Origin of the sequence: Aeribacillus pallidus, from assembly GCF_050478865.1 — a bacterium.
Lineage (GTDB): Bacteria > Bacillota > Bacilli > Bacillales > JACDOC01 > JACDOC01.
In genome coordinates, this window is sequence record NZ_JBCNBW010000009.1 from 32,241 (window position 1) to 43,786 (window position 11,546).

Sequence of the window (11,546 nt, forward strand, 5' to 3'; positions counted from 1 at the left end):
CTAAACTGAATGTTACATGCAAAAAAGCTGCGATTTAATCGCAGCCTTTCAGCGTGTGAGTGGACTAGAAAGATTATTTATTGACTTTACAACGTTTTTGACTTACATTGCTGATATAATATTCAATAGGTGTCATTACTTTTATTGTTACCACCAAAATGCAATGTATTTGTAACAATTTTTGTTTGAAATGGGGGAGATGAAGTGGATAGCAAAATCGAGATTTTATCATCTGTAAAAGTTGACTATCATGAAGATCTGTACAAAATTGTTGATTTATTAAATCGGACCTTGAAACGTAACGATTTAATGTTTGGTTTAAGCTTAGATCCAGAAAATAAAGATAAAGCTATTTTTACCATTTATCGTACATAAGAATGTGAAGTGATAATATGAAAAAAAAGGTTACCATTATTTTTTTCGGCTTATTACTTCTTGTTGGAGCGGGTTACTTATATGTTCAAGCAAGCGCTCCTTTTAAAAACGCTGAACAAGAAGCTTTTCGTTTAGCTAAACAATTGGCGGACATTACCAATCCAGAGACCTTTTATTGGTATCATGGAACATCTAGTTATTATGTCGTCATTGGGTTAAGGGAAAACGGAAAAAAATATGTTGTTTGGATAAATAAGGAAACGAAACAAACGACAGTCCTTCGATGGGACCAAGGAATATCAGAACAAGAAGCCATTCAGAAATTAAAAGCAGATAAATCGCCAAAAAAAATTCTACATGCCCATTTAGGGATGGAGAGGACAATTCCCTTATGGGAGATTGCTTATATTAACGAACATGATCAATTAAATTATTATTACATTCGTTTTGATACTGGGGAATGGTGGAGAACTATTGAAAAACTTTAAAAAATTGGGGGTTTGTAAAATGAAAATTACTTTAGCTGACCGTGTGAGTGCTTTAACACCTTCATCTACATTAGCAATTACGGCAAAAGCAAAAGAAATGAAAGCAAAAGGAATTGACGTGATTGGGCTTGGTGCAGGGGAGCCTGATTTTAATACACCAGAACATATTTTAAAAGCAGCGACCGAGTCCATGCATGCAGGACAAACGAAATATACACCGTCTGGAGGATTACCAGCCTTAAAAGAAGCGATTATTCGAAAATTTAAACAAGATCAAGGGTTAGATTATACCTCTTCTGAAATTATCGTCACTAGTGGCGCCAAGCATGCATTATATACTCTTTTCCAAGTATTACTAAACGAAGGGGACGAAGTAATTATTCCAATTCCTTATTGGGTCAGCTATCCTGAACAAGTGAAATTAGCTGGAGGAGTTCCTGTATTCATTGAAGGTAAAGAAGAGCAACATTTCAAGATTACTCCCGAACAATTAAAAGAAGCCATTACCGAACGAACAAAAGCGGTTATAATTAATTCACCTAGCAATCCGACAGGGATGTTATATAGCGAAGAAGAGTTGAGAGCCATTGGTGAAGTTTGTATCGAAAAAGGAGTTCTTATCGTTTCTGATGAAATTTATGAAAAGCTCATTTATGGTGGAGCCAAACACGTTTCGATTGCCCAATTGTCCTCTGAATTAAAAGATCAAACCATCATTATTAACGGTGTTTCTAAATCACATTCCATGACAGGTTGGCGCATTGGTTATGCAGCAGGTAACCAACAAATCATAAAAGCGATGACGGACTTAGCGAGTCATTCAACATCCAACCCAACGACAACCGCACAGTTTGCTAGCATTGCTGCGTATGAAGGCACGCAAGTACCAGTGGAAGAAATGCGCCAAGCGTTTGAAGAACGGTTAAATATCATTTACGACCAATTAGTGGCAATTCCTGGCTTTTCTTGTGTCAAGCCGCAAGGAGCGTTTTATCTGTTTCCAAATGTGAAAAAAGCGGCAGAATGTACAGGATACGCTAACGTAGATGACTTTGCCAAAGCGTTACTTGAAGAGGCCAAAGTAGCGGTGATTCCTGGTTCTGGTTTTGGGGCACCGGATAACATTCGTTTATCGTATGCGACATCTTTACAATTACTAGAAAAAGCAATTCAACGTATTCATTCATTCGTTGAACAAAAAATGGCTAAGTAATCTTAGCCATTTTTATTTGAAGGATATACGTATTGCTTGATTTTATTCATATCGGTATAATATTAACGATACATACGATAGCTGGTTGAATCTTTTTGGAGGGAATGAATGTGAAAACAACAATTGCAGAAGTGCATAAATATGTCGGACAAGAAGTCACGATTGGAGCTTGGCTGGCAAATAAACGTTCAAGCGGTAAAATTGCCTTTTTACAATTGCGTGATGGCTCTGGCTTTATTCAAGGGGTCGTTGTTAAAAGCGAAGTCGATGAAGAGGTTTTTGCGAAAGCTAAATCCATCACCCAAGAAACATCTCTTTATGTAATGGGTGTAGTACAAGAAGATAGTCGTTCACCATTTGGTTATGAGCTACACGTTCGTGACATTGACATCATTCATGAATCGGTAGATTTCCCAATTACACCGAAGGAACATGGGACCGAGTTTTTAATGGACCATCGCCATTTATGGCTACGTTCCCGTCGTCAACATGCCATAATGAAAATTCGAAATGAAATTATTCGAGCTACGTACGAATTCTTTAACGAGCGAGGTTTCGTAAAAGTCGACCCACCTATCTTAACAGGAAGTGCTCCTGAAGGAACAACAGAGCTATTCCATACAAAATATTTTGATGAAGATGCTTATCTGTCTCAATCAGGTCAGTTATATATGGAAGCTGCGGCGATGGCGTTAGGAAAAGTGTTCTCGTTTGGTCCAACCTTCCGTGCAGAAAAATCCAAAACCCGTCGTCATTTAATTGAGTTTTGGATGATTGAACCGGAAATGGCGTTTTATGAATTTGAAGACAATTTAAAAGTTCAAGAAGAATATGTATCCCATATCGTTCAATCGGTGCTCAAAAATTGTCAATTAGAACTTCAGCGCTTAGGTCGTGATACATCCAAGTTGGAGCAAGTGAAAGCTCCGTTCCCACGTATTACGTACGATGAGGCGATTCAGCTTCTTCATGAAAAAGGATTCGATGATATTAAGTGGGGAGACGATTTCGGTGCACCTCACGAAACGGCCATTGCTGAAAGTTTCGATAAACCGGTCTTTATTACCCATTACCCAACAGAGTTAAAACCGTTCTACATGCAGCCAGATCCAAATCGTCCTGAAGTTGTGTTATGCGCCGATTTAATTGCTCCTGAAGGATACGGAGAAATTATCGGTGGTTCCGAACGTATTCACGATTATGATTTACTCAAACAACGTCTCGAGGAACATAACTTACCACTAGATGCTTATCAATGGTATTTAGAACTACGTCAATACGGTTCTGTACCGCATTCTGGATTCGGTCTTGGATTAGAGCGAACGGTGGCTTGGATTAGTGGTGTTGAACACGTTCGTGAGACGATTCCGTTTCCACGTCTTCTTAACCGTCTGTATCCGTAAGAAAAGTAACCACGTACAACATGTGCGTGGTTATTCTTTTTGTTTAAGCACCCACACGAATTACATCTTCATGGTATACTGGATGAGAGGTGTCTAAACATGGAGAAAGAGTTACTGATTTCGATGATGAACGATGGGATGGTACAATTCCCTCATTTGTTGTTGTCGCACTATACAACCCTTGGGATGAACGAAAAAGAATTAGTGTTAATTATGCACGTTCACGCTTCTATTCAAAAAGGGAATCCATTCCCAACACCTGAACAGTTGGCATCCCAAATGACTATAAGTGAAGAAGAGTGCACGGTTCTTCTTCGTTATCTTGTTCAAAAAGGGTTTCTTTCAATTGAGGATTATTATACATCTGACCAAATTCGATACGAAGCTTATTCCTTGAAGCCACTTTGGTACCAATTGATTGAATGTCATTTGCGCCAAAACACGAAACAAAATAAAATAGAACTTACCCAGAAAGAAACCGATTTATATACCGTTTTCGAGCAAGAGTTTGGTCGTCCGTTGTCACCGATTGAATGTGAGACATTAGCCATTTGGATGGATCAAGATCACCATGACCCAAGCATTATTAAAGCGGCTTTACGGGAAGCCGTGATGTCAGGAAAGCTCAATTTTCGTTATATTGATCGGATATTATTTGAATGGAAGAAAAATGGAATTCATACGATCGAGCAAGCCAGAATTTATGGACAAAAGTTTCGCGAGCGAAAAAAAGGAGTGCCACTAGATGAAAAACGAACGAAAAAACTTCCTTTGTACAATTGGCTAGAACAATAATCAGTAGAAAGGAAATCAATGGATGTTAAACAAACAACATATTCGTCATTGTTTAGATGTCATGGGAGAAATGTTTCCAGATGCCCATTGCGAACTTAACCATTCCAATCCATTTGAATTATTAATTGCCGTTGTTTTGTCTGCTCAATGTACAGATGCATTAGTAAATAAAGTAACGAAAAAATTGTTTCAAAAATATAAAACACCGGAAGACTACATCAAAGTACCGGTAGAAGAACTACAAAATGACATTCGGTCAATCGGTCTATATCGTAATAAAGCAAAAAATATTCAAAAGCTATGTCAAACATTAATTGACTCCTTTAGAGGAGAAGTACCAAAAGATCGTGATACATTAATGACTTTACCTGGAGTGGGACGAAAAACAGCAAATGTTGTTGTTTCTGTCGCCTTTGGTATTCCAGCGATTGCCGTTGATACGCATGTGGAACGTGTAAGTAAACGTCTAGGTATTTGTCGTTGGAAAGATTCTGTTTTAGAAGTGGAAAAAACGTTAATGAAAAAAGTCCCGAAAGAAGAGTGGGCTATTACTCATCACCGAATGATTTTCTTTGGTCGTTATCATTGTAAAGCCCAAAACCCACAATGTCCCGTTTGTCCGTTAAACGATTTATGTCGTGAAGGAAAGAAAAGGCTAAAAAAAGTGAAGGAGGCATAATCGTGTTAAAAGTTATGCTTCCATCTACGTTGGCTCACCCGTTATTTTTTCCAAAAAATTTAATCTTTGTCCCTATCGAAGAAAGTAAACAATCTTTTCGTCCGCTTGATCCATTATTCTACTATGAATTGATGGAGAAGACAGGTAACTTTGACACGTATCCGTGGAATGAACGGGAGAAGTTTGTTCCTAAGCTCGTTCACCTTTGGAATGAACGGCTTCAGGTGCTAAGTCAAATGTATCATGAGCGGCAAAAAGGGACTGAACGATTGATGATAGAATCGATTGCCTTATTTTTTATGATGATATTTTGGTCGAATGGCCGTCCAGTTTGTTTGAACCAATGGGAACTTGCGCTGAAAGACTGTTCTTTGACGCCAGTCAACGTGGTGGAACGGCTAACCTTCATTGTTAATCGACCTTTTTTATATCATTCGTTTATTCAATTACAAGAGTTATTTCAAGAACAACAAAAACAATTGGCGAAGGCATTAGCTTTAAATAAAAAGAAAAGCTTGTCAGTAGAAAACTGACAAGCTTTTTTAGTTACTTGGTGAACCGTTTTGTCGATCCGGATTAGGGATTAGTGAGTCAATAATATCGTTCGTTCCATCCGATGGAGGATTTTCTCCGTCTGGCGGAGAGGATGGTGAGTCGTCCTGTTGATTTTTATCTTTCGATGGCTTCTCATCATCATCTTCGTCTTCGTCTTCGTCATCATCAAAAAGTTCTTTCGTTTTATCTGGAATTTGAATCGTGACGGATCTTTCTTCACTTCGTTGTTCGCCACGAATAGCCGTGATATAGAATGTATATACGCCACCATTAATTGGGTTCGTAATGTTTAATCCCATTTCTTTCGTCGTCGTTAACACTTGTTTTGGTCCTTCATCAAAGGATACACTAACTTCAAATTCAACAGGAATCTCTTCCTCTTCATTTATTTCATAATCCCACGTTAAGATAATTTCGTGTTCTTCTTCATGGTATTTAGCTTGAATATTGAACGGCGCTTCTAGTTTGTCATATTTTTTGGATACTTCTGTTGGTTCCGTTCCACGAACGAATAATTCGTACACAATTTCTTCTTTCGGTGTATATTCGCTCGCAAGCTTTGGCGGGTTGGAGCCGACTTCAACAGGGACTTCAACGACAGATGATGGCTTTTTAAAGTCAGGATTATCTTTTCCTTTCGAAACTTCCGTCATTAATGTTTTGAAAATGTATTGGGCTAATTTTTGATCTTTTGGTAGGATCGGGTCACTTCTTTTTTCATACCCGGTCCATACAGCAGCTGTATAATTCGTTGAATACCCAACAAACCAAATATCCGGTGCCGCTTTACTGTTTGTAATGTTGTATTTTTGTCTTTCTTCAGCAGAATAGTTTGTTGTACCTGTTTTCCCGGCTATCGGAACACCAGAAACACGCGCCTTTTGACCAGTTCCTACCGTTAACACGTCTTTTAACATATCGGTAATCATGTATGCCGTATAATCTTTCATGGCGACTGTCGTTTCCGGCGTTGTATTAATTTCTGTTTCTCCGTCGCGTAAAACGATTTTTTTCACAGCATATGGTTTTGTATAAAAACCGTTATTCCCAAACGCAGCGTATGCACCTGCCATTTCGAGCGGTGAAACTCCTTCTCCCATTCCACCAATGGAATAAGATTCATAAAAGTTTTCGAAATGTAAGCCGAGTTTTTCACCAAATTCCCGTGATTTTTCAAGACCGACCGCTTGCATCGCTTTTAATGCTGGTATATTACGAGAAAGGTATAGGGCTTTTCGAATGGTCATTTGTCCTTGATATGACCCATCATAGTTGCGAATTGGCGTTCCGTCTTTATACGTATACGGTTCATCGACGATTTGGTGGTACGTGCTCCATTGTAAATATTCAATGGCCGGACCATAGTCTAAAATCGGCTTGATTGTTGAACCAGGCTGGCGTTTCGCATCGACAGCATAATTAAATCCCCGTTTGACGTCTTTTTCTCGAGAGCCTCCTACAGCGCGAATTTCACCCGTTTTTGTATCAATCAATGCGATACCTGCTTGCATTTTGTCGTCAGGGAATGGAATCATCCCGTCGTTCGTCAACATTTTTTCCACGAATTCTTGTGCTTCTGGTTCTAACGTTGTATAAATTTTTAGGCCATCGGAAAATACGTTATAATTACCTAACGCTTCGACCTCTTCAATTACTAAGTCGATAAATGCCTCGTATTTATTACTTGCTACATGGGACTCTTCACTCAGGAGTCCTTCTGTTACCGGAATTTGCTTCGCCGCTTCCATTTCTTCTTTCGTAATACGACCGTGCTTATACATTAAATACAACACAGTATTTCGCCGTTTTTCTGCCGCTTCTGGATTGTTGTATGGATTATAGCGGTTCGGCGCTTGAGGCATTCCTGCCAATAAAGCTGCTTCATGCAGCTTGAGATCATTTAATTCTTTTCCGTAATAATAATTTGCAGCGGTTGCAATTCCGTGAATGCCTTCTGACATGTATATTTTGTTAACATACATTTCAAAAATTTCTTCTTTTGAATAGTTTTGCTCTAACTGGTAAGCTAACCATGCCTCTTGTATTTTACGTTTAATCGTTTTTTCATCAGATAAAAACGAATTTTTAACTACTTGTTGTGTTAACGTACTTGCTCCTTCGGAACCAAACCCTTCGGTAATATTAGCAATCACCGCTCCTCCTAAACGTATAAGGTCGATTCCATGATGCTTGTAAAAACGGTTATCTTCGGTTGCTAAAATCGCATCCTCCACTAACTTTGGAATATCGTCATATTCCACATATTTTCGTTTTTCTGTCCCAATTCGAGTAATAAAATTCCCATCTTTGTCGTAAATCTCAGATGCAATTGGATCTTTTAGTAAAGTTTCATCTAAAGGGGGGGCTTGACTAATATAATAAGCAGCGGTGATTCCTCCACCAATTGCTCCAATTACCCCTAAAAGGAATAGCATAAAAATGAGACGAAACACTAGTTTTTTTCCTCTCTTTTGTTTTTTACGTTTTATTCCTTGTTGTTTTTTACGCTCTTCTCTCGATTTATATTGTTGTGACATGTTGTTCACTTCCTTTCAAGTGTCCCATTAAAAAAGGTTATGAAAAATAAAGCTCGTCCACAATTCGTAAGTAATCAATCCGTGGAGCTAGCTGCAATGGAATAAGATGTCCTTTCTGATTTAGTTCCTTTTTGGAAATCGATTTTCGGCCTCCATCTACCATTCTTGCCCAAAACGATAAAAGATGACATCCCTCCAATAAATATAATTCATCGGATGATTTAAATCGAATGATGACAAAACTAATTCCCCCATGCTTGAGCACTTGTTCAATATGCGAAATTTGATGCTCGTGAAAATTTCGCAACGGAAATGAGGTTTCACTCTGGGTTTCTTTTGCCTCAAAATCAATATATTTTCCTTTATATACACCGTTATAGTCCGTTGTTGATGGCTGTTTAAAGTACGCTTCGGTAATAACAGCTGCACTACGCTTTGGATAATGAACTTGTACAATTTGTACGGGCGTCGGCTTTTTATGAATGATCGCAATTCCTTGTTCACGATAATATTCATTCGTTACGTTTAAATCTTCTTCGAGGGTCATTCCTCGATTACTGTAAGAATGTTTCTTCATCGCTTCATTTTTAAAATGAGATGATGAGGATGGCCGACCGTATTTCCGCCCATTCGGATAATGAAATTCCATAGCATCACACCTCACAAGCTAAATTCTATCATATCAAAATTCAATGGGAGGTGTAGAATAAAAACTTGCCATTCTTGACAAGATAAAGGTAATTCAGCTGATTGGAGCGAGATTTATGGACAAAAATCCTCTTTTTCTCGGATTATTACAAGAAATCTCCCCTTTTAGTCATCCTTCAATCTTCATCCAACTAATCAAGAACGAAACAACTCGATTAAATCAAGATAACATTTCCCGCACCGTCAGTTATCAAAACTTTTATTTTTTACACCCAGATATCGAGTGGTCGTTTTTAGCGTCAATGGTGTCACGAAATGCAGGATGGAATATGTGTGATTTACAGTCGGAACCTTTTCAGAAAGCTTTACAAAAACACGTTCGAAGAGAAATTTTTTTGACGTATGAAAAAGCGAATTGGCTCATTTTTCAAGATGCATATCCTCAATTGTTAATCTATCATTTGTCTTCGATTCTTGGACAACCACTATTTCATTTACTCCCGGCGCTTCGCGTTTCCGCATTTATGAAAAAAGAATGGGAACGGTATTGGAAAACAAAAGATCGAAAACGACTTGTGTATGCATTAATTATCAATGAACAACACGTCATTGAACAACCAGTAATTAAGCACCCGTATTATCAACGTGGCGTATTTCATCGCTTATTTTTTCTTTTACAAGATCGTCTTCATTTTAGTTCCGTTTTATTTCCGACATTAACGGGTAGGTTGTATGGTGCTAATGTGTCCCATTTTTCTAATGTGAATCAACGGATTAAATTAGGTAAGTGTCTTTACCACATTTTATTTCACCCATTACTAATTGAAAAGTTTATGCATTTTGCTATCGAAACGAAACATACAGGATCACGACATGATTATGAACAATTTGGGCGTTTTTCGTCTGCTTTTTTCACTCCAAAACTTCGTGAGGTATATCCACCAGAAAAACACCATATTCACGAAATAAAGGATTGGTCCAACGAAAAAAACATTCGACAGGCATGGTTTAACAATCCAGAAGTAAGTGAAACGTATGATATTACAAAATGGTTTGACGGTAAGCGAAAGCAACTATTATGGGGGTTGCATTTGTTGAAAATATCTTCTGACATAAAAAAAATTGGCCCTTCAAATGGGCCAAATGGGTATTAAGTCGCCGGTCGGTTTGGACCTTCAAGTTTTGGGTTTCCTTCCCCAGCTTTTGTTGGTTTGGCGGTTTTTCGTTTATTCTCATTTTTTCGAGACATCTTATCACCTCCTATTGATAATGTTGTCATCAAGGTGGGTTTTCATCCTTGTCGAAAAAAAAGGATAAAAAAAGAAAATTTTTTCTATGTTTGACGAATTCGTTCTAGTTTTGTCAACACGGAAGGGAATTTTATTCATACATGGAATAGTTAAGATAAACAACAGGAACAATGTTGTTGGAAGGATGGAAAAAAGGAGGCTTTCCCCATGCTGTTTAGGAAAGAGATCTTACAGTGTTTAGAAGATATGGAACAAAAATTAACGAAATTAGAAGAACAGGTGATTGAAAAAGTTTTTCTCGAAAAACAGCATTCTTTATGGGTTTTACAGCAAAAAGAAGAGAGTATTAAAGAACATGTAGAGGAACTCGAACATTGTGTCGATATGTTGGGGGCCATTCCGTGGAAGCAATCGCTTGAATTTTCATTAAAGACTAGTTAGAATGGTAAGAAATTCAGAGTAGCTAATTAGCTGCTTTTTTTTGTTTGGGAAGGAGGAGAAACAGTCATGGAAAGTAACCAACTACATTATCTGACCGAACAGCTTATTAATGCCTGTGCAAAAATGGAAGCCATTTTTACAGAAGTAAAAAGAACGGATGAACAAAGAGACTTTTTCCATGAAGTAAAACCGTTTGCCGATAATGTTCATCATCTTTTGGCACAATGGAATGACTTAGCCTTGCCATGGGTACAACAGTACCGACCGAATCATATATTTCCGCAACAACTGATCACGACGAAAGAACATATGGAAAAGTTAGCGGTGGAAGTTTTTTATCCAACAAGTAGCTGGAAGCGTTTGAAAAGTACGTTGCAATCATGTCTATACATATTACACCGTGTGAAAGAGGCTTTAGAAAGGCAAAGTAAATAGTTCGTAATTTTTTCTTCCCTTTTTCAACACTTCACCTTTTATGTTCACCATCATATGATAATAGCACAGAAGAATGGTAACGAAGAAAGAGGGTGAAGTACCATGGCAATCAAAAATAGAAGAACCTTTTTCCGAAAGCGTCAACGGAATTGGCCCTATCCGTCGATACTTAGTTTTACATCCCCATACAGAAGGACGAATAGTCATTATTATACTGTCCCACCAGTACCATATAGTCCCCCAATTCTATTTCCGTCTGGACAACAATGGGGATACAATCGACCACCGATGATGCCAAACATACCTAATTATGGCATGACCGCTCTTGGTACGCAACCACACGTTCCATCCAAACCGTTACATGAACAAATTTTTCAAAATCCATTGCAACCTGATGACGAATGGACGTACAGTTATGAACCAATGGATGGACCGCAATATGCTAATCCATACCCGATTGGCGGATTCGTTAAACCACCTCCTAGTGGCTTTCAATCCGTATTAAAATCATTTAAATCACAAGATGGAACATTTGATTTAAACAAAGTGATGAATACAACCGGACAAATGATGAACGCCGTCTCTCAATTTTCTTCTCTTGTAAAAGGATTTGGTAGTATCTTTAAAACATAGGCTGTACCCTAAAATAACTGTGGATAACTTTTGCTGTTATTTTATTCATCGATGTCCAATGGCAATTGGCATAAATGTCTGTTAAACGATACTG

General features: G+C 38.1%; 13 protein-coding genes. 11 read left to right on the plus strand and 2 right to left on the minus strand.

The window, feature by feature from the left end; all coding sequences use genetic code 11:
- Window positions 1–204: 204 nt before the first annotated feature.
- From ABES52_RS03115 to ABES52_RS03145, 7 genes are all read left to right on the plus strand, one after another.
- Entirely contained in the window at window positions 205–375 is a 171-nt protein-coding gene (locus ABES52_RS03115; RefSeq protein ID WP_429648825.1) for a YpmA family protein, read from the plus strand.
- Window positions 376–392: 17 nt separating this feature from the next.
- Window positions 393–863, plus strand: a complete 471-nt coding sequence (locus tag ABES52_RS03120; protein ID WP_429648827.1) for a cell wall elongation regulator TseB-like domain-containing protein — start codon at window positions 393–395, stop codon at window positions 861–863.
- Window positions 864–888: 25 nt separating this feature from the next.
- Window positions 889–2,076, plus strand: a complete 1,188-nt coding sequence (locus ABES52_RS03125; protein ID WP_429648859.1) for a pyridoxal phosphate-dependent aminotransferase — start codon at window positions 889–891, stop codon at window positions 2,074–2,076.
- A 110-nt stretch (window positions 2,077–2,186) separates the two neighbouring features.
- Entirely contained in the window at window positions 2,187–3,479 is a 1,293-nt protein-coding gene (gene asnS / locus ABES52_RS03130; protein WP_429648829.1) for an asparagine--tRNA ligase, read from the plus strand.
- A 99-nt stretch (window positions 3,480–3,578) separates the two neighbouring features.
- Window positions 3,579–4,274, plus strand: a complete 696-nt coding sequence (locus ABES52_RS03135; protein ID WP_429648831.1) for a DnaD domain-containing protein — start codon at window positions 3,579–3,581, stop codon at window positions 4,272–4,274.
- A 22-nt stretch (window positions 4,275–4,296) separates the two neighbouring features.
- Window positions 4,297–4,953: an endonuclease III gene (nth, locus tag ABES52_RS03140; protein ID WP_429648833.1), complete on the plus strand. Its 657-nt coding sequence runs from the start codon at window positions 4,297–4,299 to the stop codon at window positions 4,951–4,953.
- Between the two features lie 2 nt (window positions 4,954–4,955).
- A complete protein-coding gene (locus ABES52_RS03145) occupies window positions 4,956–5,486 on the plus strand; it encodes a YpoC family protein (RefSeq protein ID WP_429648835.1) in 531 nt (176 codons plus the stop codon).
- Window positions 5,487–5,495: 9 nt separating this feature from the next.
- Here the strand turns inward: ABES52_RS03145 and ABES52_RS03150 are convergent, their stop codons facing one another.
- Window positions 5,496–8,045 carry a transglycosylase domain-containing protein gene (locus ABES52_RS03150; RefSeq protein WP_429648837.1) on the minus strand — a complete coding sequence of 850 codons (2,550 nt, stop codon included), beginning with the start codon at window positions 8,043–8,045 and terminating at the stop codon, window positions 5,496–5,498.
- Between the two features lie 37 nt (window positions 8,046–8,082).
- Window positions 8,083–8,694 (minus strand): Holliday junction resolvase RecU, encoded by a 612-nt coding sequence (gene recU / locus ABES52_RS03155; RefSeq protein WP_429648839.1) that lies wholly within the window; start codon window positions 8,692–8,694, stop codon window positions 8,083–8,085.
- A gap of 115 nt (window positions 8,695–8,809) precedes the next feature.
- Here recU and ABES52_RS03160 point away from each other — a divergent pair, with 115 nt between their 5' ends.
- The 4 genes from ABES52_RS03160 to ABES52_RS03175 all read left to right on the plus strand — a co-directional run bounded on the left by ABES52_RS03160 (window position 8,810) and on the right by ABES52_RS03175 (window position 11,452).
- The gene (locus tag ABES52_RS03160) at window positions 8,810–9,847 is read left to right on the plus strand and encodes a DUF2515 domain-containing protein (RefSeq protein WP_429648841.1); all 1,038 of its coding nucleotides are present in this window, start codon (window positions 8,810–8,812) and stop codon (window positions 9,845–9,847) included.
- Between the two features lie 303 nt (window positions 9,848–10,150).
- Complete coding sequence (locus tag ABES52_RS03165; protein ID WP_429648843.1) at window positions 10,151–10,384, plus strand: hypothetical protein; 234 nt, start codon at window positions 10,151–10,153, stop codon at window positions 10,382–10,384.
- A gap of 66 nt (window positions 10,385–10,450) precedes the next feature.
- Window positions 10,451–10,819, plus strand: coding sequence for a YppE family protein (locus ABES52_RS03170; RefSeq protein WP_429648845.1), 369 nt, complete (start codon window positions 10,451–10,453; stop codon window positions 10,817–10,819).
- A 102-nt stretch (window positions 10,820–10,921) separates the two neighbouring features.
- Complete coding sequence (locus tag ABES52_RS03175) at window positions 10,922–11,452, plus strand: YppG family protein (RefSeq protein WP_429648847.1); 531 nt, start codon at window positions 10,922–10,924, stop codon at window positions 11,450–11,452.
- Window positions 11,453–11,546: the final 94 nt, after the last annotated feature.

Bases quoted from the DNA above. Each gene is read 5' to 3' on its own strand.
- ABES52_RS03120 (WP_429648827.1), top strand. From the start codon at position 393: ATGAAAAAAAAGGTTACCATTATTTTTTTCGGCTTATTACTTCTTGTT.
- ABES52_RS03135 (WP_429648831.1), top strand. From the start codon at position 3,579: ATGGAGAAAGAGTTACTGATTTCGATGATGAACGATGGGATGGTACAA.
- nth (WP_429648833.1), top strand. From the start codon at position 4,297: ATGTTAAACAAACAACATATTCGTCATTGTTTAGATGTCATGGGAGAA.
- ABES52_RS03150 (WP_429648837.1), bottom strand. From the start codon at position 8,045: ATGTCACAACAATATAAATCGAGAGAAGAGCGTAAAAAACAACAAGGA.
- recU (WP_429648839.1), bottom strand. From the start codon at position 8,694: ATGGAATTTCATTATCCGAATGGGCGGAAATACGGTCGGCCATCCTCA.
- ABES52_RS03160 (WP_429648841.1), top strand. From the start codon at position 8,810: ATGGACAAAAATCCTCTTTTTCTCGGATTATTACAAGAAATCTCCCCT.
- ABES52_RS03165 (WP_429648843.1), top strand. From the start codon at position 10,151: ATGCTGTTTAGGAAAGAGATCTTACAGTGTTTAGAAGATATGGAACAA.
- ABES52_RS03170 (WP_429648845.1), top strand. From the start codon at position 10,451: ATGGAAAGTAACCAACTACATTATCTGACCGAACAGCTTATTAATGCC.
- ABES52_RS03175 (WP_429648847.1), top strand. From the start codon at position 10,922: ATGGCAATCAAAAATAGAAGAACCTTTTTCCGAAAGCGTCAACGGAAT.